44 protein-coding genes and 1 pseudogene are annotated in these 25,995 nt (G+C 53.1%); 6 read left to right on the top strand and 39 right to left on the bottom strand.

The window, feature by feature from the left end; genetic code table 11:
- Nucleotides 1-367: 367 nt before the first annotated feature.
- On the top strand, nucleotides 368-910 hold the full coding sequence (locus ACJ8HA_RS23555) for a gamma carbonic anhydrase family protein (RefSeq protein WP_025304486.1): 543 nt from the start codon (nucleotides 368-370) through the stop codon (nucleotides 908-910).
- A gap of 36 nt (nucleotides 911-946) precedes the next feature.
- Here ACJ8HA_RS23555 and aroE read toward each other — a convergent pair whose 3' ends face one another.
- Genes aroE through dprA form a run of 5 tightly spaced genes read right to left on the bottom strand, consistent with a single transcriptional unit; the run spans nucleotide 947 to nucleotide 4,491 of the window.
- Nucleotides 947-1,765: a shikimate dehydrogenase gene (gene aroE / locus ACJ8HA_RS23550; protein WP_060448526.1), complete on the bottom strand. Its 819-nt coding sequence runs from the start codon at nucleotides 1,763-1,765 to the stop codon at nucleotides 947-949.
- Nucleotides 1,766-1,776: 11 nt separating this feature from the next.
- Entirely contained in the window at nucleotides 1,777-2,346 is a 570-nt protein-coding gene (gene tsaC / locus ACJ8HA_RS23545) for an L-threonylcarbamoyladenylate synthase type 1 TsaC (protein WP_148123792.1), read from the bottom strand.
- Between the two features lie 7 nt (nucleotides 2,347-2,353).
- Nucleotides 2,354-2,899, bottom strand: coding sequence for a DNA topoisomerase family protein (locus ACJ8HA_RS23540; RefSeq protein WP_025304489.1), 546 nt, complete (start codon nucleotides 2,897-2,899; stop codon nucleotides 2,354-2,356).
- Nucleotides 2,900-2,924: 25 nt separating this feature from the next.
- Nucleotides 2,925-3,398, bottom strand: a complete 474-nt coding sequence (smg, locus tag ACJ8HA_RS23535; protein ID WP_025160381.1) for a DUF494 family protein Smg — start codon at nucleotides 3,396-3,398, stop codon at nucleotides 2,925-2,927.
- Nucleotides 3,370-4,491 (bottom strand): DNA-protecting protein DprA, encoded by a 1,122-nt coding sequence (gene dprA / locus ACJ8HA_RS23530; RefSeq protein ID WP_043138824.1) that lies wholly within the window; start codon nucleotides 4,489-4,491, stop codon nucleotides 3,370-3,372. Before dprA ends, smg begins: the two co-directional genes overlap by 29 nt.
- Nucleotides 4,492-4,624: 133 nt before the next feature.
- Here dprA and def point away from each other — a divergent pair, with 133 nt between their 5' ends.
- The 5 genes from def to mscL all read left to right on the top strand — a co-directional run bounded on the left by def (nucleotide 4,625) and on the right by mscL (nucleotide 9,444).
- Nucleotides 4,625-5,134 (top strand): peptide deformylase, encoded by a 510-nt coding sequence (gene def, locus ACJ8HA_RS23525; protein WP_015379260.1) that lies wholly within the window; start codon nucleotides 4,625-4,627, stop codon nucleotides 5,132-5,134.
- Nucleotides 5,135-5,151: 17 nt separating this feature from the next.
- Nucleotides 5,152-6,096: a methionyl-tRNA formyltransferase gene (gene fmt, locus ACJ8HA_RS23520; RefSeq protein WP_141999077.1), complete on the top strand. Its 945-nt coding sequence runs from the start codon at nucleotides 5,152-5,154 to the stop codon at nucleotides 6,094-6,096.
- Nucleotides 6,097-6,168: 72 nt separating this feature from the next.
- Nucleotides 6,169-7,458: a 16S rRNA (cytosine(967)-C(5))-methyltransferase RsmB gene (gene rsmB, locus ACJ8HA_RS23515; protein WP_197759631.1), complete on the top strand. Its 1,290-nt coding sequence runs from the start codon at nucleotides 6,169-6,171 to the stop codon at nucleotides 7,456-7,458.
- Nucleotides 7,459-7,513: 55 nt separating this feature from the next.
- Nucleotides 7,514-8,890, top strand: coding sequence for a Trk system potassium transporter TrkA (trkA, locus tag ACJ8HA_RS23510; RefSeq protein ID WP_004929716.1), 1,377 nt, complete (start codon nucleotides 7,514-7,516; stop codon nucleotides 8,888-8,890).
- A gap of 137 nt (nucleotides 8,891-9,027) precedes the next feature.
- Entirely contained in the window at nucleotides 9,028-9,444 is a 417-nt protein-coding gene (gene mscL, locus ACJ8HA_RS23505; protein ID WP_049208534.1) for a large-conductance mechanosensitive channel protein MscL, read from the top strand.
- A gap of 57 nt (nucleotides 9,445-9,501) precedes the next feature.
- On the opposite strand, the gene ACJ8HA_RS23500 is transcribed toward mscL, so the two are convergent.
- The 34 genes and pseudogenes from ACJ8HA_RS23500 to tuf form a co-directional block, all read right to left on the bottom strand.
- Nucleotides 9,502-9,708, bottom strand: coding sequence for an alternative ribosome-rescue factor A (locus ACJ8HA_RS23500; RefSeq protein ID WP_025304494.1), 207 nt, complete (start codon nucleotides 9,706-9,708; stop codon nucleotides 9,502-9,504).
- 74 nt (nucleotides 9,709-9,782) lie between these two features.
- Nucleotides 9,783-10,214, bottom strand: coding sequence for a Zn(2+)-responsive transcriptional regulator (gene zntR / locus ACJ8HA_RS23495; protein WP_016930321.1), 432 nt, complete (start codon nucleotides 10,212-10,214; stop codon nucleotides 9,783-9,785).
- Nucleotides 10,214-10,588 (bottom strand): DUF1992 domain-containing protein, encoded by a 375-nt coding sequence (locus ACJ8HA_RS23490; RefSeq protein WP_049208531.1) that lies wholly within the window; start codon nucleotides 10,586-10,588, stop codon nucleotides 10,214-10,216. Before ACJ8HA_RS23490 ends, zntR begins: the two co-directional genes overlap by 1 nt.
- A gap of 148 nt (nucleotides 10,589-10,736) precedes the next feature.
- Nucleotides 10,737-11,126 (bottom strand): 50S ribosomal protein L17, encoded by a 390-nt coding sequence (gene rplQ, locus ACJ8HA_RS23485; protein WP_004929726.1) that lies wholly within the window; start codon nucleotides 11,124-11,126, stop codon nucleotides 10,737-10,739.
- Nucleotides 11,127-11,166: 40 nt separating this feature from the next.
- Entirely contained in the window at nucleotides 11,167-12,156 is a 990-nt protein-coding gene (locus tag ACJ8HA_RS23480) for a DNA-directed RNA polymerase subunit alpha (protein ID WP_002919219.1), read from the bottom strand.
- A 25-nt stretch (nucleotides 12,157-12,181) separates the two neighbouring features.
- The gene (rpsD, locus tag ACJ8HA_RS23475; RefSeq protein WP_025304496.1) at nucleotides 12,182-12,802 is read right to left on the bottom strand and encodes a 30S ribosomal protein S4; all 621 of its coding nucleotides are present in this window, start codon (nucleotides 12,800-12,802) and stop codon (nucleotides 12,182-12,184) included.
- Between the two features lie 30 nt (nucleotides 12,803-12,832).
- Complete coding sequence (gene rpsK, locus ACJ8HA_RS23470; protein ID WP_004929731.1) at nucleotides 12,833-13,222, bottom strand: 30S ribosomal protein S11; 390 nt, start codon at nucleotides 13,220-13,222, stop codon at nucleotides 12,833-12,835.
- A 16-nt stretch (nucleotides 13,223-13,238) separates the two neighbouring features.
- Nucleotides 13,239-13,595, bottom strand: a complete 357-nt coding sequence (rpsM, locus tag ACJ8HA_RS23465; protein ID WP_004929734.1) for a 30S ribosomal protein S13 — start codon at nucleotides 13,593-13,595, stop codon at nucleotides 13,239-13,241.
- 148 nt (nucleotides 13,596-13,743) lie between these two features.
- Nucleotides 13,744-13,860: a 50S ribosomal protein L36 gene (rpmJ, locus tag ACJ8HA_RS23460; RefSeq protein ID WP_002227352.1), complete on the bottom strand. Its 117-nt coding sequence runs from the start codon at nucleotides 13,858-13,860 to the stop codon at nucleotides 13,744-13,746.
- 33 nt (nucleotides 13,861-13,893) lie between these two features.
- Nucleotides 13,894-15,225 (bottom strand): preprotein translocase subunit SecY, encoded by a 1,332-nt coding sequence (secY, locus tag ACJ8HA_RS23455; RefSeq protein ID WP_004929740.1) that lies wholly within the window; start codon nucleotides 15,223-15,225, stop codon nucleotides 13,894-13,896.
- Nucleotides 15,226-15,232: 7 nt separating this feature from the next.
- Nucleotides 15,233-15,667: a 50S ribosomal protein L15 gene (gene rplO / locus ACJ8HA_RS23450; RefSeq protein WP_004929742.1), complete on the bottom strand. Its 435-nt coding sequence runs from the start codon at nucleotides 15,665-15,667 to the stop codon at nucleotides 15,233-15,235.
- A gap of 3 nt (nucleotides 15,668-15,670) precedes the next feature.
- Nucleotides 15,671-15,850, bottom strand: a complete 180-nt coding sequence (rpmD, locus tag ACJ8HA_RS23445) for a 50S ribosomal protein L30 (protein ID WP_048232028.1) — start codon at nucleotides 15,848-15,850, stop codon at nucleotides 15,671-15,673.
- Between the two features lie 6 nt (nucleotides 15,851-15,856).
- Nucleotides 15,857-16,357: a 30S ribosomal protein S5 gene (rpsE, locus tag ACJ8HA_RS23440; protein WP_004929747.1), complete on the bottom strand. Its 501-nt coding sequence runs from the start codon at nucleotides 16,355-16,357 to the stop codon at nucleotides 15,857-15,859.
- A 14-nt stretch (nucleotides 16,358-16,371) separates the two neighbouring features.
- Entirely contained in the window at nucleotides 16,372-16,725 is a 354-nt protein-coding gene (rplR, locus tag ACJ8HA_RS23435; RefSeq protein ID WP_004929748.1) for a 50S ribosomal protein L18, read from the bottom strand.
- Nucleotides 16,726-16,734: 9 nt separating this feature from the next.
- Nucleotides 16,735-17,268, bottom strand: coding sequence for a 50S ribosomal protein L6 (gene rplF / locus ACJ8HA_RS23430; protein ID WP_004929751.1), 534 nt, complete (start codon nucleotides 17,266-17,268; stop codon nucleotides 16,735-16,737).
- Nucleotides 17,269-17,282: 14 nt separating this feature from the next.
- Entirely contained in the window at nucleotides 17,283-17,675 is a 393-nt protein-coding gene (gene rpsH / locus ACJ8HA_RS23425; protein WP_004929753.1) for a 30S ribosomal protein S8, read from the bottom strand.
- 30 nt (nucleotides 17,676-17,705) lie between these two features.
- Nucleotides 17,706-18,011: a 30S ribosomal protein S14 gene (gene rpsN, locus ACJ8HA_RS23420; RefSeq protein ID WP_004929754.1), complete on the bottom strand. Its 306-nt coding sequence runs from the start codon at nucleotides 18,009-18,011 to the stop codon at nucleotides 17,706-17,708.
- Nucleotides 18,012-18,024: 13 nt separating this feature from the next.
- The gene (gene rplE / locus ACJ8HA_RS23415) at nucleotides 18,025-18,564 is read right to left on the bottom strand and encodes a 50S ribosomal protein L5 (protein WP_004929756.1); all 540 of its coding nucleotides are present in this window, start codon (nucleotides 18,562-18,564) and stop codon (nucleotides 18,025-18,027) included.
- A 14-nt stretch (nucleotides 18,565-18,578) separates the two neighbouring features.
- Nucleotides 18,579-18,893: a 50S ribosomal protein L24 gene (gene rplX, locus ACJ8HA_RS23410; RefSeq protein ID WP_004929758.1), complete on the bottom strand. Its 315-nt coding sequence runs from the start codon at nucleotides 18,891-18,893 to the stop codon at nucleotides 18,579-18,581.
- A gap of 9 nt (nucleotides 18,894-18,902) precedes the next feature.
- A complete protein-coding gene (rplN, locus tag ACJ8HA_RS23405; protein ID WP_000613954.1) occupies nucleotides 18,903-19,274 on the bottom strand; it encodes a 50S ribosomal protein L14 in 372 nt (123 codons plus the stop codon).
- A gap of 172 nt (nucleotides 19,275-19,446) precedes the next feature.
- Nucleotides 19,447-19,701 carry a 30S ribosomal protein S17 gene (gene rpsQ, locus ACJ8HA_RS23400; protein ID WP_004929760.1) on the bottom strand — a complete coding sequence of 85 codons (255 nt, stop codon included), beginning with the start codon at nucleotides 19,699-19,701 and terminating at the stop codon, nucleotides 19,447-19,449.
- Complete coding sequence (gene rpmC, locus ACJ8HA_RS23395; protein ID WP_004929762.1) at nucleotides 19,702-19,893, bottom strand: 50S ribosomal protein L29; 192 nt, start codon at nucleotides 19,891-19,893, stop codon at nucleotides 19,702-19,704.
- Nucleotides 19,893-20,303 carry a 50S ribosomal protein L16 gene (gene rplP, locus ACJ8HA_RS23390; RefSeq protein ID WP_004929764.1) on the bottom strand — a complete coding sequence of 137 codons (411 nt, stop codon included), beginning with the start codon at nucleotides 20,301-20,303 and terminating at the stop codon, nucleotides 19,893-19,895. The genes rpmC and rplP overlap by 1 nt, the downstream gene beginning before the upstream one ends.
- Before the next feature lie 12 nt (nucleotides 20,304-20,315).
- Nucleotides 20,316-21,014 carry a 30S ribosomal protein S3 gene (gene rpsC, locus ACJ8HA_RS23385; RefSeq protein ID WP_004929766.1) on the bottom strand — a complete coding sequence of 233 codons (699 nt, stop codon included), beginning with the start codon at nucleotides 21,012-21,014 and terminating at the stop codon, nucleotides 20,316-20,318.
- Nucleotides 21,015-21,031: 17 nt separating this feature from the next.
- Nucleotides 21,032-21,364, bottom strand: a complete 333-nt coding sequence (gene rplV, locus ACJ8HA_RS23380) for a 50S ribosomal protein L22 (RefSeq protein ID WP_002223844.1) — start codon at nucleotides 21,362-21,364, stop codon at nucleotides 21,032-21,034.
- A gap of 14 nt (nucleotides 21,365-21,378) precedes the next feature.
- The gene (gene rpsS, locus ACJ8HA_RS23375) at nucleotides 21,379-21,657 is read right to left on the bottom strand and encodes a 30S ribosomal protein S19 (RefSeq protein ID WP_004929772.1); all 279 of its coding nucleotides are present in this window, start codon (nucleotides 21,655-21,657) and stop codon (nucleotides 21,379-21,381) included.
- A 14-nt stretch (nucleotides 21,658-21,671) separates the two neighbouring features.
- Nucleotides 21,672-22,496 (bottom strand): 50S ribosomal protein L2, encoded by an 825-nt coding sequence (rplB, locus tag ACJ8HA_RS23370; protein ID WP_004929775.1) that lies wholly within the window; start codon nucleotides 22,494-22,496, stop codon nucleotides 21,672-21,674.
- An 18-nt stretch (nucleotides 22,497-22,514) separates the two neighbouring features.
- Entirely contained in the window at nucleotides 22,515-22,817 is a 303-nt protein-coding gene (gene rplW, locus ACJ8HA_RS23365; protein WP_004951179.1) for a 50S ribosomal protein L23, read from the bottom strand.
- Nucleotides 22,814-23,419: a 50S ribosomal protein L4 gene (rplD, locus tag ACJ8HA_RS23360; RefSeq protein WP_004929779.1), complete on the bottom strand. Its 606-nt coding sequence runs from the start codon at nucleotides 23,417-23,419 to the stop codon at nucleotides 22,814-22,816. The genes rplW and rplD overlap by 4 nt, the downstream gene beginning before the upstream one ends.
- A gap of 10 nt (nucleotides 23,420-23,429) precedes the next feature.
- Complete coding sequence (rplC, locus tag ACJ8HA_RS23355; protein WP_015379265.1) at nucleotides 23,430-24,059, bottom strand: 50S ribosomal protein L3; 630 nt, start codon at nucleotides 24,057-24,059, stop codon at nucleotides 23,430-23,432.
- 32 nt (nucleotides 24,060-24,091) lie between these two features.
- Complete coding sequence (gene rpsJ / locus ACJ8HA_RS23350; protein WP_001181005.1) at nucleotides 24,092-24,403, bottom strand: 30S ribosomal protein S10; 312 nt, start codon at nucleotides 24,401-24,403, stop codon at nucleotides 24,092-24,094.
- A 385-nt stretch (nucleotides 24,404-24,788) separates the two neighbouring features.
- Nucleotides 24,789-25,268 carry a bacterioferritin gene (gene bfr, locus ACJ8HA_RS23345; protein WP_164100221.1) on the bottom strand — a complete coding sequence of 160 codons (480 nt, stop codon included), beginning with the start codon at nucleotides 25,266-25,268 and terminating at the stop codon, nucleotides 24,789-24,791.
- A gap of 73 nt (nucleotides 25,269-25,341) precedes the next feature.
- Nucleotides 25,342-25,536: a bacterioferritin-associated ferredoxin gene (gene bfd / locus ACJ8HA_RS23340; RefSeq protein WP_015379266.1), complete on the bottom strand. Its 195-nt coding sequence runs from the start codon at nucleotides 25,534-25,536 to the stop codon at nucleotides 25,342-25,344.
- Nucleotides 25,537-25,668: 132 nt separating this feature from the next.
- A pseudogene (gene tuf / locus ACJ8HA_RS23335) lies at nucleotides 25,669-25,995 on the bottom strand (elongation factor Tu); the annotation flags it as partial.

The following is a 25,995-nucleotide window of genomic DNA, read 5'->3' as shown; positions in this document are numbered from 1 at the left end:
GATTGTCTGATAAATTGTTAAAGAGCAGTGAGTTAGGCGCTTTCGCTTGCTAACTCGAGGTGGCGTATATTACGCTTTCCTCTTTCAGAGTCAACCCTAATTTTCAGGATTTTTTCTCTTTCTTCCCGGCCGCTGTGTGAAGTGAATCACTTGCGCCGTGTCGATGGAGGCGCATTATAGGGATCCGAGTTTTTTGCACAACCCCTTTTTTGATCTTTTCTTTCTGTTTGCACACTTTTCAGCCCTTCCGGGTGGATCTTGTGCGATCAGGGCCATTTTCCGCAGGATCCGGCGCTGAGATTGGTTGTAATTCCATCGTCAGAGTCTAGTATTGCCGGTAAATATGATCCCGAGGTGAGGCAGCACTATGTCCGATGCAGTACGTTCTTATCTTCAATACACCCCTAAACTCGGTCAGCGCGTCCTGATCGATCCTTCCAGCGTCGTCATCGGCGACGTCGATCTGGCGGATGACGTCAGTATCTGGCCGCTGGTCGCCATCCGCGGCGACGTCAATGCGGTAAAGATCGGCGCACGCAGCAATATTCAGGACGGCAGCGTACTGCACGTGACTCATCGCTCCGAACATAACCCTGACGGTTATCCCCTGCTGATTGGAGAAGACGTGACCGTGGGCCATAAAGCGATGCTGCACGGCTGCGCCATCGGCAACCGAGTGCTGGTCGGTATGGGATCAATCCTGTTGGACGGTGCAGTAATAGAAGACGACGTGATGATTGGCGCCGGCAGTTTAGTGGCGCCGGGCAAACGTCTGGCCAGCGGCTATCTCTATATGGGTAGCCCGGCACGCCAGATTCGGCCGTTAACCGCCGCCGAGTTGGAAGGGTTGCTTTATTCTTCGAACAACTATGTACGCTGGAAAGATGAATACCTGTCGGAAGACATCTGACAGCCCCCCGTTCCCTATAAAGAGAACGGGCGGGATTTATGCCGCCAGTTCGCTGCGCAGCTGGCGCAATACCGGCTCGATCTCTGGCATTACGCCGTGCCAAAGCAGGAAGGCATGCGCCGCCTGCCCCACCAGCATACCCAGCCCATCGGCATATTCCGTTGCCCCCAGCTTCTGCGCCCAGGCTAGAAATGGCGTGACGCCCTGCTGATAAAACATGTCATAGCAACGGGTTTGCGCGTTAACTACGCCCGCAGGCAACGCCGGGACCTCCCCGCTGATGCCGGACGCCGTCGCATTGATCACCAGATCGAATGCTTGCTGATCACATTGATCCATCGGCGCCGCCGAGATCTCCCCCAGATGCCGGAAAGCGTCGGCCAACTCTTGGGCCCGGCTGAAGGTACGGTTGGTGATTGTTAACCGGCAGCCGAAAGACAGCAGCGGCAGGATCACACCGCGCGCCGCACCGCCGGCGCCCACCAGCAGAATGCGATCCTGCGGCCGGATCAATTGCTGACGCTGCAGATCGGTCAGCAAACCGATGCCGTCGGTGTTATCCCCCAATAGATCGCCATTCGGCAACACCTTCAGAGTATTGACCGCACCAGCCATCGCTGCGCGCTCGCTCAGCTCAGAAGCGGCCGAATAAGCTCGCTCCTTGAAAGGCACCGTGACGTTCGCCCCCAGCCCTCCGGCGTGGATAAACGCCTGCAGGCTGGTTTCAAAACCGTCCAGCGGCGCCAGCACTGTTCCATAAGGATGCTCAATGCCGGTCTGGGCAGCAAACAGCGCATGAATTCGCGGCGACTTGCTGTGGCCGATAGGGTTGCCAAATACCGCAAACTTCTCCATGCCTATTACCTCTAGCCCTGACGGATCTGTTCGCCGGTCAGAACATCTCTGATTTCGGAAGGATTAAGACGGCCGCCCACCTCGCCGGCCAATACCGGGAAAGCTTCGCCGAATTGCCGTGTAACCTCATCGGCACTGCGGCACGGCTCCAGCCCGCTGAGATTGGCGCTGGTCGACACCAGCGGCTTGCCGTACTGCCGGCACAGCAGCTGCACCAACGGATGATCGCTGACGCGCACCGCCAGCGAGCTGAAGCGCCCGGTCAACAAACGTGGCGTCTCCGGGCGAGCAGGCAACACCCAGGTTACCGGCCCAGGCCAGCTGACAAACATCGTCGTGCGCTGCTGTTCGCTGAGCGCACTGTCGTCGATATAAGGTTTAAGCTGCGCATAGTCGGCGGCGATCAGAATCAGCCCCTTTTCCCACGGCCGCTGTTTCAGCGCCAGCAATGCATTGACCGCCTGTTCGCTGTCGGGATCGCAACCCAGGCCGAATACGGCTTCGGTAGGATAGGCAATCACCTGCTGTTGATGCAAAGCATCGATGATAGATAAAAGGTTCGGGCTTAATTCTGAGTTCATGATGTGATTATTCTGTAGTCGCGACGGGTTTTCCGCACAGCTTGCTGGCGCAGCACAGGACGGGCCCTTTTGCCGTGCGCTTTTCCATCAGCAGCGGATAATGGCAATAGGCGCATTCACCGGCGACAGGTTTAACATTGAGGGCGAACTGGCATTCCGGGTAACGATCGCAGGAATGAAAAACCTTGCCGTAACGCGACTTGCGCTGCAGCAGTTTGCCTTGGCCGCACTGCGGACAGGTAATGGCGGTTTCATCAGGCTTATCGATCACTTCAGTGTGATCGCATTGCGGATAATCGCTGCATCCGATAAACATGCCATAGCGCCCCTGGCGCAGCACCAACGTCGCCTGACACTTCGGGCACGGTTGCCCATCCAACACTTTGACGATATGCCCATCGGCCTGCGCTTTCAGCGGGCGAATATATTGGCATTCAGGATACTGGGAACAGCCGAGGAAGGGGCCGTGGCGACCGCTACGGATCACCAGCTCGGCCCCGCATTCCGGGCAGGGTTCATTTTGCCTGGCGGCAAAAATCGCGTTTTTTGTCATAACGTCTTCTATGCGCGTTATCGGCTCAATGCAGATAACCTTCGTTCACTTCAAACAACAGTTCTTCCATTTGCTGATAGGCGCTTTCATATCCGGGGATATTAAACAGCACCATCAACACGACCCATTTCAGATCTTCGAGATCGAATTCCGCATTATCCAAAGCCATAACGCGATCGATAACCATTTCACGGGTTTCGAGGTTCAATACCTGAATCTGTTCCAGGAACAGGAGAAAACCACGGCAGCCGGCGTCCAAACGCGCACCTTCCTCTTCGGTATAGATCCGCATTGCCAGCGGATCGGCATCCATAAAGTAAGGGGCATTTTGACCTTCTTGCAGGTCAGCCAACTTCTCAAGCCAATTCAACGCGTTGTAGATATCATCCCGATGAAACCCCGCCTGAGCGAGATCATCGGTCAGTTGATCCTGATCGACGCGCATCTCTGGTTCATTGTGGATATAAGTTTCAAACAAGTACATGAGTACGTCGAACATGGCTTGCCCTCCTTATTCGGACATAGCCGCCGGGTACAGCTGCGATCCACCCTGCTAACTCCAGTTCGAGTAACTTGATTACCACCACTGGCACAGGTTGGCCGGCACGTTCAGCGACGACGTCAACAGGTGTCACCTCATCTCCTACGTTAGCCAACACATCGGCAAATGGCAATTCAACTTCAGCCTGCGACGCACAAATAGTTGTATTTTCGTTCAGTGACAGCCATTGAAGGCCGCTTCCCAGCAATTCGGCGATATCTTTCGGCCCGGTGACCAGATGCGCACCCTGCTGGATTAACCAATGCGTACCCTCACTCATCGGGTTTCCCAATGGCCCAGGCAAGGCGAACACCTCACGCCCCTGCTCCAACGCATAGCGAGCCGTCACCAAGGTACCGCTGCGCAGCGAAGCCTCTATGACCAGAACGCCCAGGCTGAGCCCGCTGATAATACGGTTACGGCGAGGAAAATGGTCGGCCAGAGGCAAGTCGGTGACTAAATGATCTGAAATCACAGCGCCGCCCTGCTCGACTATCTGCTCCGCGAGCCGGCGGTGCCGGCGCGGATAGATATTGCCCAGCCCGCTACCCAACACCGCAATCGTGCAGCCACCGGCCGCCAGCGCCGCACGATGGCAAATACCGTCGATGCCGATAGCCAGACCGCTGGTGATGGTGAAGCCGCAACGCGCCAATTCCTCGGCAAAATGGTTAGCCCAACGTTCGCCGTAGTGGCTGAACTGCCGGCTGCCAACCATGGCGAGCTGCGGGTGCAACAACGCCTGAGGATCGCCCTCGATCAGCAAAAATAGCGGCGCATCGTCGATCTGGGCCAGGCGTTCGGGATAGCCGGCCGCCCCATAGTTCAGCATACGGTGCGCCGGCAGCTCCAACCAACGCAGGCTGGCCGACAGATAACCGGGATCCAACTGGTTGAACTGCGTCTGCTGCCGTTCGTTCAATCCCAGCTCATGCAGCACGCGGCGAGGCTCGCAACCCATTTGCGATAGCTGCTGCACGATCCGGCTGGCCACGACGGTCTGTAGCCCCGTTACCCCTCGCATCCGTAAAGCGATCTCTTCCGGCCGCATCGTCTGTTCCCTCAGCAAAAACGGTGGTATTACCAATCTGAGCAATTGGTGCACAATGCTGTCAATCAGGTCGGGAAATGTCTAGAATAGAGGTTAAACCTCGTTCATTACTCGGATACAGATCTAAAGATATATGTCAGTCTTGCAGGTATTACATTTCCCAGACGAGCGTCTGCGCAAAGTCGCAGCGCCGGTAAAAGAAGTCAATGCAGATATCCAGCGCATCGTGGATGATATGTTTGAAACCATGTACGCAGAGGAAGGCATTGGCTTGGCTGCGACTCAGGTGGATATCCATCAGCGCATTATCGTGATCGACGTCTCCGAGAATCGCGATCAGCGCCTGGTGCTGATCAACCCGGAGCTGCTGGAAAAAAGCGGCGAAACCGGCATCGAGGAAGGCTGTCTTTCCATTCCCGAGCAGCGTGCGTTAGTGCCGCGCGCCGCGCAGGTGAAGATCCGCGCACTGGATCGCGAAGGCAAACCTTTCGAACTGGAAGCGGACGACCTGTTGGCGATCTGCATCCAGCACGAGATGGATCACCTGATGGGCAAACTGTTCGTCGATTACCTGTCGCCGCTCAAGCGTCAGCGCATTCGTCAGAAACTGGAAAAAATGGCCAAGCTTCAAGCCCGCGCCTAACCGATCAGGAAATCAACGTGTCTGACTCTTTACGGATTATTTTCGCCGGAACACCAGACTTCGCAGCGCGTCATCTTGACGCGCTGTTGTCATCTGAGCACCAGATTGTCGGCGTTTTTACCCAGCCCGACCGCCCGGCAGGCCGCGGCAACAAGCTGACGCCCAGCCCGGTCAAAGTGCTGGCCGAGCAGCACCAACTGCCGGTATTTCAGCCCAAATCGCTGCGTCCCGAAGAGAACCAGCACCTGGTGGCCGATCTCAACGCCGACGTGATGGTGGTAGTGGCCTACGGGCTGATCCTGCCGCAGGCGGTGCTGGATATGCCGCGTCTCGGTTGCATCAACGTACATGGCTCGCTGCTGCCTCGCTGGCGCGGCGCGGCGCCGATCCAGCGTTCGCTCTGGGCCGGTGACAGCGAAACCGGCGTGACCATCATGCAGATGGACGTCGGTCTCGATACCGGTGACATGATGCACAAGATTGCTTGCCCGATTGAGAGCAGCGATACCAGCGCCAGTCTCTACGACAAGCTGGCACAGCTCGGCCCGCAGGGCATGTTGACTACGCTGCACCAAATGGCAGACGGCAGCGCCACCCGCGAAGTTCAGGACGAAGCGCTGGTCACCTACGCCGAGAAACTGAGCAAAGAAGAAGCTCGTCTGGACTGGACACTGTCCGCCGCACAGCTGGAGCGCTGCATCCGCGCCTTCAACCCTTGGCCGGTCAGCTATTTCACCATCGACGATCAACCGGTGAAAGTGTGGCAGGCCAGCGTACTGGCGCAAAGCGCCAACGCGGAGCCAGGCACCGTTGTCCATGCCGACAAGCACGGTATTCAGGTGGCGACTGCCGACGGTATCCTCAACCTGATCCAACTGCAGCCCGCCGGCAAGAAACCGATGTTGGCGCAAGACCTATTAAATTCACGTCGTGAATGGTTTACCCCGGGTAACCGGCTGTAAGTCACCCCACAGCCCGGCCGTTCATCGTCGGGCCGTTATTTTCTTAATGCCGATCGTTATCAGCTTCAGCCTATGAAAAATAATTACAATCTCCGCAGCATCGCTGCCAAAGCCATCGGCCAGGTACTGGATCAAGGGCAGTCGCTAAGCACTGCCCTGCCGGCACTGCAAACCTCCATCAGCGATAAAGACCGCGGGTTGCTGCAGGAACTGTGCTTCGGCACGTTACGTGTACTGCCGCAGCTTGAATGGTGTATTCAACAATTGATGGCCAAGCCGCTGACCGGCAAGCAGCGTACGCTGCACTATTTGCTGATGGTCGGCTTGTATCAGCTGTTGTATACCCGTATCCCGGCGCACGCCGTGCTGGCAGAAACCGTGGAAGGCGCGGTAGCGCTGAAACGCCCGCAGTTGAAAGGCCTGATTAACGGTGTCTTGCGGCAGTTCCAGCGCCAGCAGGAAGAGCTGCTACAGCGCGCTGCCAACAACGACAGCCGCTATCTGCACCCGAGCTGGTTGCTGAAACGCATTCAACAAGCTTATCCCGCCAACTGGGAGCAGATCGTCGACGCCAATAACCAGAAGCCACCAATGTGGCTGCGCGTCAACCGCCTGCATCACAGCCGCGAAGCTTACCTGCAGCTGTTGACCGACACCGGCATCGCCGCGGAGCCTCATGCAGACTATGCCGACGCAGTGCGGTTGCTGGCGCCTTGCGCCGTGGTCGATCTACCTGGGTTCGCCGACGGCTGGGTCACCGTGCAAGATGCCTCAGCCCAGGGCTGTGTCGATCTGTTGGATCCGCAAGACGGCGAACAGATCCTCGATTTGTGCGCCGCTCCTGGCGGCAAAACCACGCATATTCTGGAAGCGGCGCCGAAAGCGCACGTCATGGCCGTCGATATCGACGAACAGCGTCTGGCACGGGTGAAGGAAAACCTGCAGCGCCTGCGTTTGCACGCAGAAGTTAAGCTGGGCGATGGCCGCACTCCGCAACAATGGTGCGGTGACAAACAGTTCGACCGTATCCTGTTGGACGCGCCTTGTTCCGCTACCGGCGTGATCCGCCGTCACCCCGACATCAAATGGCTGCGCCGCGATCGCGACATCGCCGAACTCGCCGCGCTTCAGGCCGAGATCCTGGAAGCCGTCTGGCCGCATCTGAAATCGGGCGGCGTGATGGTTTACGCCACCTGCTCTATCCTGCCGGATGAAAACAGCAGCCAGATCGCCGCGTTCTTGCAGCGCCACGCCGATGCCAAGCTGGTTGAAACCGGCGATGCGCAGCGGCCAGGGCGGCAGAATATCCCGCATCCCGAGGACGGCGATGGCTTCTTTTACGCTAAGCTGATTAAAATGTAATTCTTCAGGGCGTGCTCGCGCGCCCTAAGTCTTTCAGTGTGAAGCAGAGAACACGATGAAAATAATTATTCTTGGTGCCGGTCAGGTTGGCGGGACGCTGGCGGAAAACCTGGTGGGTGAAAACAACGACATCACCGTCGTCGATACCGATTCCGGCCGGTTACGTCAGCTGCAGGATAAATTCGATCTTCGGGTGGTTCAGGGACATGGCTCCCACCCTCGGGTGCTGCGCGAAGCCGGCGCAGAAGACGCCGACATGCTGGTTGCCGTCACCAACTCCGACGAAACCAACATGATCGCCTGCCAGATCGCCTATTCTCTGTTTAATACTCCCAACCGTATCGCCCGCATCCGCGCGCCGGAATACATCCGCGAGTCGGAGAAACTGTTCCTGCCGGAAGCGGTGCCAATCGACCATCTGATTTCGCCGGAGCAGCTGGTCATTGACTATATCTACAAGCTGATTGAGTACCCCGGGGCACTGCAGGTGGTCAACTTCGCCGAAGGCAAGGTCAGCATCGCCGCGGTTAAAGCCTATTACGGCGGCCCGCTGGTCGGCAATGCGCTCTCTTCAATGCGCGAACACATGCCGCATATTGACACCCGCGTCGCCGCTATTTTCCGCCAGGATCGGCCGATCCGTCCGCAAGGCTCGACCATTATCGAAGCCGGTGATGAAGTGTTCTTCGTCGCCGCCTCACAGCACATCCGCGCGGTGATGAGCGAACTGCAGCGGCTGGAAAAACCGTATAAGCGCATCATGATCGTCGGCGGCGGCAACGTCGGCGCCGGCCTGGCCGCCAAACTAGAAAAAGACTACAACGTCAAACTGATCGAGCGGAATCAGCAACGCGCCGCCGAACTCGCCGAACAGCTGCACGATACCATCGTGTTCTACGGCGATGCCTCCGATCAGGAACTGCTGGCCGAAGAGCACGTCGAGCAGGTGGATGTTTTCATCGCCATCACCAACGACGATGAGGCCAACATCATGTCCGCCATGCTGGCTAAGCGCATGGGCGCCAAGAAGGTAATGGTATTGATCCAGCGCCGCGCCTATGTCGATCTGGTGCAGGGCAGCGTGATTGATATCGCCATTTCGCCGCAGCAGGCGACCATCTCCGCCCTGTTGGGGCACGTGCGCAAAGCGGATATCGTCAGCGTTTCGTCACTGCGCCGCGGCGTGGCGGAAGCGATCGAGGCGATTGCCCACGGCGATGAAAGCACCTCCAAAGTGGTCGGCCGCATCGTCGAAGATATCAAGTTGCCACCGGGGACGACCATCGGTGCGATCGTGCGTGGCGACGACGTGATCATTGCCAACGGCAATAGCAAAATCGAACAGGGCGATCACGTCATCATGTTTATTACCGACAAGAAATTCGTGCCTGACGTTGAACGCTTGTTCCAACCGAGCCCGTTCTTCTTGTAGAACGAATTTATTTGGCTATGGTCTATAATCGCGTGGTTGTTCTCTGCCTTGGGAGGAGATAAAACTTCTCTCCTTTTGTGGCAAAGGGAAATTGCTTTGTTAAACTTGAGTTATTAATTCTGCAAGGGGTGCGTTCTATGAGTATGTTGAAAGAGTTTCGCGAATTTGCCATGCGTGGCAACGTGGTCGATCTGGCCGTCGGTGTGATTATCGGTGCCGCATTCGGCAAGATCGTTTCGTCCTTCGTGGCTGATATCATCATGCCACCGCTGGGCTTACTGATCGGCGGCGTCGACTTTAAACAGTTCCATCTGGTATTACGTGAAGCTCAGGGCGCCGTACCGGCGGTGGTAATGAACTACGGTTCATTCATCCAAACCGTATTCGACTTCGTGATTGTCGCCTTCGCCATCTTCCTGGCGATTAAATTGATGAACAAAATGCGCCGCAAACAAGAAGAAGTGCCCGCAGCGCCGCCGGCACCTACCGCAGAAGAGAAACTGCTGACGGAAATCCGTGATTTGCTGAGCCAGCAACAGCAGCCAAAACTGTAAGACAGCGTTTGGTTATGCCAATAAAAAGCCACCTGATGAAGGTGGCTTTTTTAATACTTAAAACCAGAAGGCCAGTGGTAAATTATCGCTTGATACTTTACCACTGGCCTCCCAGTTACCGCCTTTGTTGTGTTTTTCTTTACGCCGATAGCTGCCTTTACCTTTCACATTCTTTTCTACCCGCTGACGGAATAGAGGATCATGCAGCAGCGCCTCAATGGCGTTATCTTGAATCTGGCCTTTGGTGTGACGATATTTCGTCATGATAATGCTCCTGTAAAATATGAGGGATAAAACGGGGCGATAATACTGCCGGCGATATAAAAATTAAAGTGCCGTCAGCAACCTTTTTTGCCTTTGTCATCGCTGGCGCCCTGTTCCAAAGCTTCCAGGATCGAACAATAATTGCTGGTATGGGCAGTGCCACAGCAGGCGTCGCTCAGCCGCTTCAACGATTCACGCATACGCGTCAGCTCAGCCAACTTGCTTTCCACTTCGCTCAGGCGCGCATCAACGATCGACTTTGACTCCTGGCAGGTATGATGCTCAGGATCGACGCGGATCGACAGCAGCTCAGCGATCGTTTCCAGAGTAAATCCCAACTGCTTAGCATAGCGAATAAAGCGCAGCCGTTGAAGATCCTGCTCGGTGTAGAGTCGATAACCGCCCTCGGTGCGGACATTGTGATCCATCATGCCCTGCTTTTCATAGTAACGCACGGTATCAGGCGTTACTTCGGCAAGCTTGGCCAACTGACCTATCTTGAACATTACTGCTCCTCTCGGGTGAACTTGCCATCCAGTGCGCATTGATATTCACCATGCAAGAAATCCGTGCTCATCCCAGCCTGACGCAATCGATGTTCCAACAGCAACATGCGCTTGCTGAGATCGACATAGTCTGGGTGCTCACTGTTGATCCCTTGCAGTAAGCGAGCAACAGTTAGCGCCTCTTTGCGATCTTCCAGTTCCGGTGGCAAGTAACCGGCATTTTTCAGCAGACGGTAACCGGCGCGCAGTTCAGCCGGCACCGCGCTATCGTCTTCCAGCGCTAATGGTTGTCCCTGGCCGGGCAAATTGTCGAACTCGCCTTTATCTTGGGCATCAAGGATATGACGTTCCGCCCATTGATCGAGCAACCCCATGGCAAACAGCCTCGGTTAGCCTAATGATTAAGCCTTAGCATAGCGGATAGGGGCGAGGATCTTAAGCACAGCGGGGGAATTGCGCACATTTGGCTGGATTTGGACGTAAAAAAACCGGGCAAGCCCGGTTTTTTTACGCGTCTACAGATTACTCTGCAGTTGCCACTTCTGCTTGAGACTCAGCACGATCAACCAGCTCGATGTATGCCATCGGCGCGTTGTCGCCTGCGCGGAAGCCACACTTCAGAATGCGAGTGTAACCACCGGCACGGCTCGCGAAACGCGGGCCCAGCTCGTTAAACAGTTTTGCCACGATCTCGTTATCACGAGTACGGGCGAATGCCAGACGACGATTAGCTACGCTGTCGGTCTTGGCAAGAGTAATCAGCGGCTCAACAACGCGACGCAGCTCTTTTGCTTTTGGCAGGGTCGTCTTGATGATCTCATGACGAACCAAAGAGCCGGCCATGTTACGGAACATAGCCTGGCGATGGCTGCTGTTACGGTTCAGTTGACGACCACTCTTACGATGGCGCATGACCTTATCCTTCTCAGTAAAACCTTAACCTGTGATCCGGTTACTCGTCAGCAATGCTTGCCGGCGGCCAGTTTTCCAGGCGCATGCCCAGAGACAGACCACGTGAGGCCAGCACGTCTTTAATCTCGGTAAGAGATTTTTTACCCAGGTTTGGCGTTTTCAGCAACTCAACCTCGGTACGCTGTACCAGATCACCGATGTAGTGGATAGCTTCTGCCTTGAGGCAGTTAGCAGAGCGGACAGTCAATTCCAGATCGTCAACAGGGCGCAGCAAGATCGGATCGAACTCTGGTTTCTCTTCTTTAACTTCCGGCTGACGTACATCACGCAGGTCAACGAAAGCTTCAAGTTGTTCAGCCAGAATGGTGGCCGCACGGCGGATCGCCTCTTCAGGATCGATCGTGCCATTGGTCTCCATCTCGATGACCAGCTTATCCAAGTCAGTACGCTGTTCTACACGCGCAGCTTCAACATTGTAGGCGATACGCTCTACAGGGCTGTAGCAGGCGTCAACCAACAGACGACCGATTGGGCGCTCATCTTCTTCCGAATGAATTCGGGCAGAAGCCGGCACATAACCGCGACCGCGCTGAACTTTGATACGCATGCTGATAGCCGCGTTCTCATCAGTCAGGTGGCAAATCACGTGCTGAGGCTTGACGATTTCGACATCACCATCATGGGTGATGTCGGCAGCGGTCACAGGGCCAATGCCAGATTTATTCAGGGTAAGAATAACTTCGTCTTTGCCTTGAACTCTCACCGCCAGCCCTTTCAGGTTGAGCAGGATCTCCAGGATATCTTCCTGTACGCCTTCTTTGGTGCTGTACTCATGCAGTACACCATCAATCTCAACCTCGGTCACCGCGCAACCCGGCATAGATGAAAGCAGAATACGGCGCAGTGCGTTGCCAAGAGTATGGCCAAAGCCACGCTCTAAAGGCTCAAGGGTCACCTTGGCGTGCGTCGAACTGACTTGCTCGATATCTACCAGGCGCGGTTTTAGAAACTCTGTCACAGAACCCTGCATTGTGTCCTCTCTTTGGTACTAAGCTTTACTTGGAGTAAAGCTCGACGATCAGGTGTTCGTTAATGTCCGCAGACAGATCGGTACGTTCAGGCATACGCTTGAACACGCCTTCCATCTTAGCAGCATCAACTTCCAGCCAAGTCGGCTTTTCACGCTGCTCAGCCAGCTCCAGAGAAGCTTTAACACGAGACTGCTTTTTAGCTTTCTCGCGGATGCTGACTACGTCATTCGGAGATACCTGATAAGAAGCGATGTTAACAACGTGACCGTTTACCATAACTGCTTTGTGGCTAACCAGCTGACGTGACTCTGCACGAGTAGCGCCGAAGCCCATACGGTAAACAACGTTGTCCAGACGACCTTCCAGCAGCTGCAACAGGTTTTCACCGGTGTTGCCCTTCAGGCGGGTTGCTTCTTTGTAATAGTTACGGAATTGACGCTCCAGAATGCCGTACATACGGCGAACTTTCTGCTTCTCACGCAACTGAACACCGTAATCAGACAGACGCGGTTTACGCGCACCGTGCTGACCAGGTGCTTGTTCAATTTTACACTTGGAATCGATCGCGCGAACGCCAGACTTAAGGAACAGGTCTGTGCCCTCACGACGGCTCAGCTTGAGCTTAGGACCCAAATATCTTGCCATTTTCTTTCTCCAACAATCCTAAAAGCTGCGTTACACGCGGCGCTTTTTCGGCGGACGACAACCGTTATGAGGGATCGGAGTCACATCAGTAATATTAGTGATGCGGAAACCAGCCGCGTTCAGAGCGCGGATAGTAGACTCACGACCAGGACCAGGTCCTTTAACCATAACTTCCAGGTTCTTGATACCGTATTCTTTTACTGCGTCAGCACAACGTTCTGCTGCAACCTGTGCTGCGAACGGAGTGGACTTACGAGAACCACGGAAACCGGAACCACCGGCTGTTGCCCAACCCAAAGCATTACCCTGACGATCAGTGATGGTAACGATGGTGTTGTTGAAAGAAGCATGGATATGAGCCACGCCGTCAGAGACTTGCTTTCTTACACGCTTACGTGTACGAACAGGTGCCTTTGCCATTATTCAATAACCCCGATTATTTCTTGATCGGCTTGCGCGGACCCTTACGGGTACGAGCGTTGGTCTTGGTGCGCTGACCGCGTACCGGCAGACCACGACGATGACGCAAACCACGATAGCAACCAAGGTCCATAAGACGCTTGATGCTCAGGGTAATTTCACGACGCAAATCACCCTCAACGGTGTATTTGGCAACTGCATCACGAAGCTTTTCGATTTGCTCTTCAGACAGCTCACTGATCTTAACATTTTCAGCAATACCCGTGGATGCACAGATAGCCTGTGAACGGGTTTTACCGATACCGAAGATCGACGTTAAGGCGATAACGGTATGTTTATGATCAGGAATGTTAATGCCTGCTATACGGGCCACTATGCACTCCTACTATTTTATACAGCAACACCATTCTGAAAAGCCCGTTTTCAGGATACTCAAATAATGTTGCAGTGCGACATACAAAAGATTGGCTGGCTAATCTAGCCAGCTCAACCCAACTTTGCAAGAAAAATATGCGAGATAATCAGCCTTGACGCTGTTTATGCTTCGGCTCGGCGCTGCAAATCACACGAACGACACCGTTACGCTTAACGATTTTGCAGTTACGACATAATTTCTTGACGGAAGCACGAACTTTCATTTTTACTCTCCGTAACTTCTCAAACGAATCTGACTAGCGGTTATAGCCTTTCAGATTTGCTTTCTTCAATGCAGACTCGTACTGACTTGACATCATCAGAGTTTGCACTTGAGCCATAAAGTCCATGATGACGACAACCACGATCAGTAGCGAGGTACCACCAAAGTAGAATGGTACTTTCATTGCATCACGCATGAACTCCGGGATCAGGCAGATGAAAGTAATGTACATCGCGCCCACCAGGGTTAAACGCGTCATTACTTTATCGATATACTTCGCCGTTTGCTCTCCCGGACGAATTCCTGGTACGAAGGCACCGGACTTCTTCAGGTTATCTGCTGTCTCACGCGGGTTGAAAACCAACGCCGTGTAGAAGAAACAGAAGAAGATGATTGCAGACGCATAGAGTAACACATAAAGCGGTTGCCCTGGCTGCAAATACAGCGAAATCGTAGTCAGCCAGTTCCAACCGGTACCGCCCCCAAACCATGATGCAATCGTGGCCGGGAACAGAATAATGCTGGAAGCGAAAATCGCCGGGATAACACCCGCCATGTTCACTTTCAACGGTAAATGTGTACTCTGTGCTGCATAAACACGACGACCTTGTTGACGCTTCGCATAGTTAACGACGATACGACGTTGACCACGCTCGATGAAAACAACGAAGAAGGTTACTGCAAACACCAATACTGCAACCAACAGCAGCAGGAGGAAGTGCAGGTCGCCTTGCCGTGCTTGCTCGATAGTATGGGCCACTGCCGGCGGGAGCCCCGCTACAATACCCGCGAAGATAATGATCGAGATACCGTTGCCGATACCGCGCTCAGTAATCTGCTCACCCAGCCACATCAGGAACATTGTCCCGGTTACCAGGCTCACAACCGCAGTAAAGTAGAATGCAAAGCCTGGATTTAACACCAGGCCCTGCATACCAGGCATATTCGGCAGACCGGTAGCAATACCAATCGACTGGAATATGGCCAATACCAGCGTACCGTAACGGGTGTACTGGCTAATCTTGCGACGGCCAGCCTCCCCTTCTTTCTTGATTTCCGCCAACGCTGGATGAACCACCGTCAGCAGCTGGATAATGATCGATGCCGAGATATACGGCATGATCCCCAGAGCGAAGATAGAAGCACGGCTGAGGGCACCACCAGAGAACATGTTAAACATTTCAATGATAGTGCCTCTCTGCTGCTCAAGCAATTTGGCAAGCACAGTGGCATCGATACCAGGAATCGGAATGAAAGAGCCGATGCGGAAGACAATCAGCGCGCCGATGACAAACAAAAGTCTGCGCTTCAGCTCGCCGAGCCCGCCTTTAGCACTTTGAAAATCTAATCCTGGTTGCTTAGCCATCTGCTACTTATTCCTCAATTTTACCGCCAGCAGCCTCGATAGCAGCACGAGCGCCTTTGGTGACACGCAGACCACGCAGGGTTACCGGACGAGCGACTTCGCCAGAAAGTACAACTTTCGCGAATTCGATCTGGACACCAACTACGTTAGCGGCTTTCAGCGCGTTCAGGTCGATAACATCGCCTTCAACCAGAGCCAGTTCAGACAGACGAACTTCTGCCGTGATCATCGCTTTGCGTGAAGTGAAGCCGAATTTCGGCAGACGACGGTACAGAGGCATCTGACCACCTTCAAAACCACGACGTACGCCACCGCCAGAACGAGACTTCTGACCTTTGTGACCACGGCCGCCGGTTTTACCCAGGCCAGAACCAATACCACGACCTACACGCTTAGGCGCATGCTTGGCACCTTCAGCCGGAGACAGAGTATTTAAACGCATCTGTTACTCCTCAACTTTAACCATGTAGGAAACCAGGTTGACCATACCGCGAACAGCAGGAGTATCCTCGCGCTCTACGGTGTGACCAATACGACGCAGACCCAGACCGAGCAGAGTAGCTTTATGCTTCGGCAGACGGCCAATTGAGCTGCGAGTTTGTGTAACTTTAATAGTCTTAGCCATGGTCAATTACCCCAGAATGTCGGCAACGGATTTACCACGCTTAGCAGCGACCATTTCAGGAGACTTCATATTCGCCAGAGCGTCGATAGTTGCACGAACCACGTTGATCGGGTTGGTGGAACCATAAGCTTTAGCCAATACGTTGTGCACCCCAGCAACTTCGAGAACGGCGCGCATTGCACCACCCGCGATGATACCGGTACCTTCATGAGCAGGCTGCATGAACACGCGAGAACCCGTGTGAGCGCCCTTAACAGGGTGCTGCAGGGTGCCGCTGTTCAGCGCGACGTTCATCATGTTGCGACGGGCTTTTTCCATCGCTTTCTGGATCGCTGCTGGAACTTCGCGTGCTTTGCCGTAGCCAAAACCAACGCGACCGTTACCATCACCAACTACAGTCAGTGCGGTAAAGCTGAAAATACGGCCACCTTTTACGGTTTTAGATACGCGGTTTACCGCGATCAGCTTTTCCTGCAGTTCGCCAGCTTGTTTTTCGATGTGAGCCATCTTAAACCTCTTCCTTAGAACTGAAGGCCAGCTTCACGGGCAGCATCTGCCAGTGCCTGGACTCGACCATGATATTGGAAACCGGAACGGTCAAAGGATACTTTCGCAATCCCTTTTTCCAACGCGCGCTCAGCCAGAGCTTTACCTACGGCTGCTGCTGCGTCTTTGTTACCGGAATACTTCAGTTGCTCCGCGATAGCTTTTTCTAAAGTAGAAGCGGCTACCAGTACTTCAGAACCGTTTGGAGCAATCACCTGTGCGTAAATATGACGCGGGGTACGATGTACCACCAGGCGGGTTGCACCCAGCTCTTGGAGCTTGCGGCGTGCGCGGGTCGCACGACGGATACGAGCAGATTTCTTATCCATAGTGTTACCTTACTTCTTCTTAGCCTCTTTGGTACGCACGACTTCGTCGGCGTAACGAACACCTTTGCCTTTGTAAGGCTCAGGACGACGGTAAGCGCGCAGATCTGCTGCTACCTGGCCAATAACCTGCTTATCAGCGCCTTTCAGCACGATTTCAGTTTGGCTTGGGCATTCAGCAGTGATACCTGCCGGCAGCTGGTGATCGATAGGGTGAGAGAAGCCCAGGGCCAAATTCACCACGTTGCCTTTAACGGCAGCACGATAACCAACACCTACCAGTTGAAGCTTTTTGGTGAAGCCTTCGGTAACACCAACAACCATTGCGTTCAGCAGAGCGCGCGTGGTACCCGCTTGAGCCCATGCGTTAGCAAAACCTTCGCGCGGAGCGAAAGTCAGTGCGTTAGCTTCTTGCTTCACTTCAACGGCGTCGTGGATAGTACGAGTCAACTCGCCGTTTTTACCCTTAATCGAAATAACCTGACCGTTGAGTTTTACCTCTACGCCGGCAGGAATGACGACGGGTGCTTTTGCAACACGAGACATTCTTTCCTCCCGAATTAAGCTACGTAGCAGATAATCTCGCCACCAAGACCAGCCTGGCGAGCTGCACGATCGGTCATAACACCTTTAGAGGTAGAAACAACAGCGATACCCAAACCGGCCATAACTTTTGGCAGCTCATCTTTTTTCTTGTAGATGCGCAGACCTGGACGGCTGATACGTTGAATGCTTTCTACCACAGCTTTGCCCTGGAAGTACTTCAGTACCAGTTCCAGAACAGGCTTGGCGTCGCCTTCGATTTTGAAATCTTCAATAAAACCTTCTTCCTTCAGCACGTTGGCAATTGCCACTTTCAGCTTGGAGGAAGGCATGGTGACCGCAACTTTGTTCGCGGCTTGACCGTTACGGATACGGGTCAGCATATCCGCGATCGGATCTTGCATGCTCATCTGTCTTTACTCCCGTGATTCAATTGGTAATTACCAGCTAGCCTTTTTCAAGCCTGGTACTTCACCGCGCATAGCGGCTTCACGAAGCTTAATACGGCTCAACCCGAATTTGCCCACATAACCATGTGGACGGCCAGTTTGGCGGCAGCGTTTACGCTGACGAGACGGGCTGGAATCACGCGGCAGAGTTTGCAGCTTGAGAACGGCATTCCAACGATCTTCATCGGATGCGTTCACATCAGAGATAATAGCTTTCAGTTCAGCGCGTTTTGCAAAGAACTTGTCAGCTAATTTCACGCGCTTGACTTCGCGTGCTTTCATTGATTGCTTAGCCATCAGTAACCCTGCCTTACTTGCGGAACGGGAAGTTAAAAGCAGCCAGCAGCGCGCGGCCTTCATCATCAGATTTCGCAGTAGTGGTAATGGTAATATCCAAACCACGAACGCGATCGACTTTGTCGTAGTCGATTTCTGGGAAGATGATTTGCTCACGCACGCCCATGCTGTAGTTGCCACGGCCATCGAATGACTTGGCGGACAGGCCACGGAAGTCACGGATACGTGGAACAGCAATGGAGATCAGACGCTCAAAGAACTCCCACATGCGTTCGCCACGCAGAGTTACTTTACAGCCGATCGGATAGCCCTGACGGATTTTGAAGCCTGCAACAGATTTGCGGGCTTTGGTGATCAACGGTTTTTGACCGGAGATAGCTGCCAGGTCCGCTGCGGCGTTATCCAGCAGTTTCTTGTCAGCAATCGCTTCACCAACACCCATGTTCAGGGTGATCTTCTCGACCCGAGGGACTTGCATGACAGAGTTGTAATCAAACTGAGACATCAGTTGTTTGACTACCTCGTCTTTGTAGTAATCATGCAGTTTCGCCATCGTATTACTCCAAATTACTTGATAGTTTCGCTGTTAGACTTGAAGAAACGGACTTTTTTGCCGTCTTCGAATCTAAAGCCTACACGGTCAGCCTTGCCGGTAGCCGCGTTGAAGATAGCAATGTTAGAAACCTGAATTGCAGCTTCTTTTTCAACAATGCCGCCTGGTTGGTTCAGAGCCGGAACCGGCTTCTGGTGTTTCTTAACCAGGTTGATGCCTTCAACAATGACCTTGCCAGCAGACAGGACATTTTTTACTTTACCGCGCTTACCTTTGTCTTTCCCGGTAATCACGATAACTTCGTCATCACGACGGATCTTCGCTGCCATGTTCGCTCCTTAGAGTACTTCTGGTGCCAGAGAGATAATTTTCATGAACTTCTCATTACGCAGTTCACGAGTTACCGGCCCAAAAATACGCGTACCGATAGGCTGCTCGCTGTTATTGTTCAAAATAACGCATGCATTGCCATCGAAGCGAATGACAGAACCGTCCGGGCGACGTACACCCTTCTTGGTGCGCACCACTACCGCCTTCAGAACATCGCCTTTCTTCACCTTACCGCGAGGAATTGCTTCCTTGATGGTAATTTTGATGATGTCGCCGACGCCTGCGTAGCGACGGTGCGAGCCACCTAGAACCTTGATACACATTACGCGACGTGCACCGGAGTTGTCGGCGACGTTCAGCATAGTCTGTTCTTGGATCATTTTAGTGCTCCGCTAATGTCAACTACTACTTTAAAGACCCAAGTAAAAATTAGGCCGTTGAAAAGCCCCATAACCGAGGGCGCAGCATTATAACACCGCTTACTTGGTATGGGTAGAAAAAATAAACGGCTCATTTTCTGAGCCGTTTATTAAGTGAGAGCCAGCTACTCTATTACAGAATCGCTTTCTCTACAACGCGAACCAACGTCCAGGACTTAGTCTTGGACAGTGGGCGGCATTCGCGGATTTCCACCACGTCGCCGGTACCACATTCGTTGTTCTCGTCATGTACGTGCAGCTTGGTCGTACGTTTGATGAATTTCCCGTAGATCGGGTGCTTCACAGTACGTTCGATAGCAACAACGATGGATTTCTCCATTTTATCGCTAACAACACGACCCTGCAGGGTACGGATAACTTCAGTCATTTACACACCCGCCTTTTGAGTCAGTAAAGTCTTAACGCGTGCGACGTCACGACGCACTTGTTTCAACAGGTGAGTTTGTTGCAGCTGGCCACTGGCCGCCTGCATGCGCAAGTTGAATTGCTCACGCAGCAGGTTGAGCAGCTCGGCATTCAGCTCTTCAACGCTTTTTTCACGCAGCTCTTGTGCTTTCATTACATCACCGTCTTAGTTACAAAGGTGGTTTTGATCGGCAGTTTCGCTGCTGCCAGTTTGAATGCCTCGCGGGCAACCTCTTCTGGCACGCCGTCCATTTCGTACAGGACCTTACCAGGCTGGATCAGGGCAACCCAATACTCCACGTTACCCTTACCTTTACCCATACGCACTTCCAGCGGCTTCTCGGTGATCGGTTTGTCCGGGAATACACGGATCCAGATCTTGCCTTGACGCTTAACTGCACGAGTCATTGCACGACGAGCTGCTTCGATTTGACGAGCAGTCAGACGGCCACGGCCAACAGCTTTCAGACCGAAAGTGCCGAAGCTAACATCCGTACCTTGCGCCAGACCACGGTTGCGGCCCTTGTGCACCTTACGGAATTTTGTACGCTTTGGTTGTAACATCAGCGACTCTCCTTACTTGCGGCCTTTACGCTGCTGCTTTTTAGGTTGAGCAGCCGGTTCCGGTTGTTCAACTGCAGCCATACCACCCAGGATCTCACCTTTGAAGATCCATACCTTAACGCCGATTACACCATAAGTGGTGTGCGCTTCAGATGTGTTGTAGTCGATGTCCGCACGCAGAGTGTGCAATGGAACACGACCTTCGCGGTACCATTCGGTACGTGCGATTTCAGCGCCGCCAAGACGGCCGCTTACTTCAACTTTGATACCTTTAGCGCCAAGACGCATTGCGTTCTGTACTGCACGCTTCATAGCACGACGGAACATAACGCGACGTTCCAGCTGAGAAGTGATGCTGTCAGCAACCAATTTAGCGTCGAGTTCCGGTTTACGGACTTCGGCGATGTTGATCTGTGCAGGAACGCCAGCGATGTCCGCTACGACCTTGCGCAGTTTTTCGACGTCTTCACCTTTCTTGCCGATAACGATGCCTGGGCGAGCAGTGTGAATGGTCACACGGATGCTCTTCGCAGGACGCTCGATAACGATGCGAGAAACGGAAGCTTTCGACAGTTCCTTAGTCAGGAATTGACGAACTTTAAAGTCGCTGTCCAGGTTGTCAGCGAATTCTTTGGTATTCGCATACCAAGTAGAGTTCCAAGGTTTGACAATACCCAGGCGAATACCATTAGGATGTACTTTCTGACCCATTGCTAGTCTCCAGAGTCTCAGCGATCGGACACAACCACAGTAATGTGGCTGGTGCGCTTCAGGATGCGATCTGCACGACCTTTTGCACGCGGCATAATGCGCTTCATGCTTGGGCCTTCGTCTACGAAGATTTTCGTAACTTTCAGATCATCGATGTCAGCGCCATCGTTGTGTTCTGCGTTAGCAATGGCAGACTCCAGCACTTTCTTAACCAGACCAGCAGCTTTCTTGTTGGTGTAGGTCAGAGTTTCCAGAGCTTGCGACACTTTCTTACCGCGAATCAGGTCAGCAACAAGGCGAACCTTCTGAGCAGAAGAACGAGCGTGGCGATGTTTAGCGATAGTTTCCATCTCTTCCTCCTACCTTAGCGCTTTTTAGCTTTTTTATCAGCCGCATGGCCGCGATAAGTACGAGTCGGCGCGAATTCACCCAGTTTGTGACCGACCATTTCATCGGAAACGAACACTGGTACGTGCTGACGACCATTATGGACAGCGATGGTCAAACCGATCATGTTAGGAAAGATCGTTGAACGACGGGACCAAGTGCGCAAAGGCTTCTTGTCACCGCTTTCCACCGCTTTCTCTACCTTCTTCAGCAAGTGCAGGTCAATAAAAGGACCTTTCTTGAGAGAACGTGGCATGGCTTATCCTCTAATTATTTTTTGCTACGGCGACGTACGATGAACTTATCAGTACGCTTGTTGCTACGGGTCTTCTTACCTTTGGTCTGAACGCCCCACGGAGTTACCGGGTGCTTACCAAAGTTACGACCTTCACCACCACCGTGCGGGTGATCTACCGGGTTCATCGCCGTACCGCGAACGGTAGGACGAACACCACGCCAACGTGCAGCACCTGCTTTACCCAGAACGCGAAGCATGTGTTCAGCGTTACCGACTTCACCCAGGGTGGCGCGGCAATCAGCTGGAACTTTACGCATTTCGCCAGAGCGCAGACGCAGAGTTACGTAGGAACCATCACGAGCAACGATCTGAACGTAGGCACCAGCGGAGCGAGCCATCTGGCCGCCTTTACCTGGTTTCATTTCTACGTTGTGAACCGTTGAACCAACTGGAATGTTGCGCATCGGCAGGGTATTGCCCGCTTTGATTGCAGCATCAACGCCAGATTGAATCTGGTCACCAGCTTTCAGGCCTTTCGGCGCCAGGATGTAACGGCGTTCGCCGTCTTTGTACAGAACCAGCGCGATGTTCGCGGAACGGTTCGGATCGTACTCCAGACGCTCAACCACAGCAGGGATACCGTCTTTGTTGCGCTTGAAGTCAACCAGACGATAATGTTGCTTGTGGCCACCACCGATATGACGGGTGGTGATACGGCCATTGTTGTTACGACCACCGCTTTTGCTCAGTTTTTCCAGCAGCGGGGCATAAGGTTTACCCTTGTGCAGCTCAGGGTTAACCACTTTAACAACGTGGCGACGACCCGGAGATGTAGGTTTACATTTAACAATTGCCATTGTTCTTACTCCTCCGACTTACTCTGCGCCGCCGATGAAGTCCAGATTCTGGCCTTCTTTCAGGGTGACGTAAGCTTTTTTCCAGTCGCTACGACGACCAACACGCTGACCGTGACGCTTCACTTTCCCTTTAACTACCAGGGTGTTCACGTCTTCGACTTCGACTTCAAACAGTTTCTGCACTGCAGCTTTGATTTCTGCTTTGGTCGCGTCTTTGGCAACTTTGAGAACGATGGTGTTGCTTTTTTCCATCGCAGCGGATGCTTTTTCAGATACGTGCGGTGCACGCAGCACTTTCAGCAAACGTTCTTCACGGATCATGCCAGCATCTCCTCAACTTGCTTCACAGCATCAGCAGTCATAACCACTTTGTCGAAGGCGATCAGGCTAACCGGATCGATACCTGCTACATCGCGCACGTCAACCTTGTACAGGTTGCGAGCTGCCAGGAACAGATTCTCATCCAGTTCACCGGTCACGATCAGCACGTCTTCCAGAGCCATATCTTTCAGTTTCTGTGCCAGCAGCTTAGTTTTAGGCGCTTCTACAGAGAACTTCTCGACAACGATCAGACGATCTTGACGTACCAGCTCGGACAGGATGCTTTTCAGCGCGCCGCGGTACATCTTTTTGTTTACTTTCTGACTGTGGTCCTGTGGCTTAGCAGCAAAGGTCACGCCGCCTGAACGCCAGATCGGGCTCTTTACAGAACCTGAACGCGCACGGCCGGTGCCTTTCTGACGCCATGGCTTTTTGCCGGAACCAGTTACTTCAGCACGGGTCTTCTGAGCACGGGTACCTTGACGGGCACCTGCTGCATAAGCAACAACAACCTGGTGTACCAGCGCTTCGTTGAAATCACGACCGAAGGTAGTTTCGGAAACAGTCAGCGCGCTTTGCGCGTCTTTCAATACTAATTCCATTGCTATCCCCTTACGCCTTCACAGCTGGTTTAACGATCAGGTTGCCACCGGTTGCGCCCGGTACAGCACCCTTAACCAGCAGCAGGTTGCGCTCAGCGTCAACACGTACTACGTCCAGGCTCTGAACGGTTACGCGCTCATCACCCAGGTGGCCAGCCATTTTCTTGCCTTTGAACACTTTGCCCGGAGTCTGGTTCTGACCGATAGAACCCGGAACGCGGTGAGACAAGGAGTTACCGTGGGTAGCGTCTTGGGTACGGAAGTTCCAGCGCTTAACAGTGCCAGCAAAACCTTTACCTTTAGAAGTACCGGTAACATCGACTTTTTTAACGTCAGCGAAGATTTCTACGCTAATTTCCTGACCTGCAGCGAACTCTTGACCTTCTTCAAGGCGGAATTCCCACAGACCACGGCCAGCTTCAACGCCAGCTTTAGCGAAATGGCCCGCTTCCGGCTTGGTTACACGGTTAGCTTTTTTGCTACCAGTGGTAACCTGAACGGCACGGTAACCGTCGGTGTCCAGGCTTTTAACCTGAGTCACGCGGTTCGCTTCAATTTCAATTACGGTTACTGGGATAGAAACGCCATCTTCAGTGAAGATACGGGTCATACCCACTTTTTTACCGACTAAACCAATCATTGTTTCAACCTCTCAATCGCTCAATGACCTGATTAACCCAGGCTGATCTGCACGTCTACACCGGCAGCCAGATCCAGACGCATCAGAGCATCAACGGTTTTCTCGGTTGGCTCAACGATGTCAACCAGACGCTTGTGAGTGCGAATCTCGTACTGATCGCGCGCGTCTTTGTTGACGTGCGGAGAGATCAGAACGGTAAAGCGCTCTTTGCGAGTTGGCAGCGGGATCGGACCACGGACTTGCGCACCAGTGCGCTTTGCAGTCTCGACGATTTCCGCGGTTGATTGATCGATCAGACGATGATCAAACGCTTTCAGGCGGATACGGATTCTTTGGTTCTGCATGAGACCAGAGCTCCAATTATTTATAAACGTAAATAATTACTCCTCACACCCATTTCGATTGATGGGGGAGTGTAATCGTCAACATATAACCCCCATATCGGGAGTATTGTTCGAAAGGCAAGAAAGGCCTGCCAATCGACTGATTCGCTAAAATCAGGCTTACCAAGATTAGGTAAGCCCGCGCATTATACGCAAAATGGCCCAGGAAGCAAGCCGCAGTTGGGAATATGCTCAGGAAATCGTCATTTTTGCGCGTTCAGTGTCAGTTTGCGGGTTAGCACGGTGAGCAGGGAATGAATTATGCTTAGGGTGGGTTGAGCTCTCCCCTGCCCCGCCGTGAAAACGGCCGCCGGCAGGAGAGGCAATGGCGAATAGGCTGAAGGCTTTACTCTTTGCGCTCCAAAATCTGGGCCTGGGCATAGTTTTGAATACCGAGGCGAGCGATGAGGTCCAGCTCGGTTTCCAGCCAGTCGATATGCTCTTCTTCATCGACCAGGATATCGATCATCAAATCGCGGCTGACATAATCGTGAATAGAATCGGCATAGGCGATACCTTCACGCAGGTTCTTGGCACCAGCCAGCTCCAGAGCCAGATCGGAACGCAGCATCTCTTCAATATCTTCGCCGATGTTCAGCTTGCCGAGATCTTGCAGGTTAGGAAGCCCTTCCAGGAACAGGATACGCTCGATGTAGCGATCGGCATGTTTCATTTCGTCGATCGACTCGTGGTATTCCTTGTCGTTGAGGCGCATTAAGCCCCAATTCTTGAACATGCGGGCGTGCAGGAAATATTGATTGATGGCAACCAGCTCGTTGCCGAGCAGCTTGTTGAGGTGAGCAATGATCTTTTTATCGCCTTTCATAGGTAACTCCTCCTGGCCAGTTCTAAAAGTGTAGAACCTGTAAGCCAAGAGTCAAAAATAACCTTACCCTTTGTTAGGCAACTTCATGCATTGGGATGATAGTTCCGCGTTCCTCCACCATAATCTGTCTTGCCTGACGAATGCACTTTCCACAATCGGTACCAATCGGCACAAGTTCACGCAGCTGCTTCATGGTATGGGGATTGTGCTGACGCACCGCATTACGGATCGCTTTGTCAGTCACCGCATTACACAGACATACATACATAGAGAGACTCACTTCTTAACCAATGCATTGAGTCTAAATAGGAATGGTTTTTATTTCAATTAAGATTTGAGCAAATTGCATAAAAAAAGGGCACCGAAGTGCCCCTTTTTTGTGTCGAAAAATTATTCGCGATTAAGCGATAACTTTAGCAACAACACCAGCGCCTACAGTACGGCCGCCTTCACGGATTGCGAAACGCAGACCGTCGTCCATCGCGATTGGGTGAATCAGGGTTACAACCATGTTCACGTTGTCGCCTGGCATTACCATCTCTACGCCTTCTGGCAGTTCGATGGTACCGGTCACGTCAGTAGTACGGAAGTAGAACTGTGGACGGTAACCTTTGAAGAATGGCGTGTGACGACCACCTTCATCTTTGCTCAGGATGTACACTTCAGATTCGAACTGGGTGTGTGGCTTGATGGAGCCTGGTTTAGCCAGTACCTGACCACGTTCGAT

The sequence above is a fragment of the Serratia sp. CY33802 genome (assembly GCF_052169095.1).
GTDB classification, from domain to species: domain Bacteria; phylum Pseudomonadota; class Gammaproteobacteria; order Enterobacterales; family Enterobacteriaceae; genus Serratia; species Serratia bockelmannii.
This window is presented reverse-complemented; position numbering and strand designations above follow the sequence as displayed.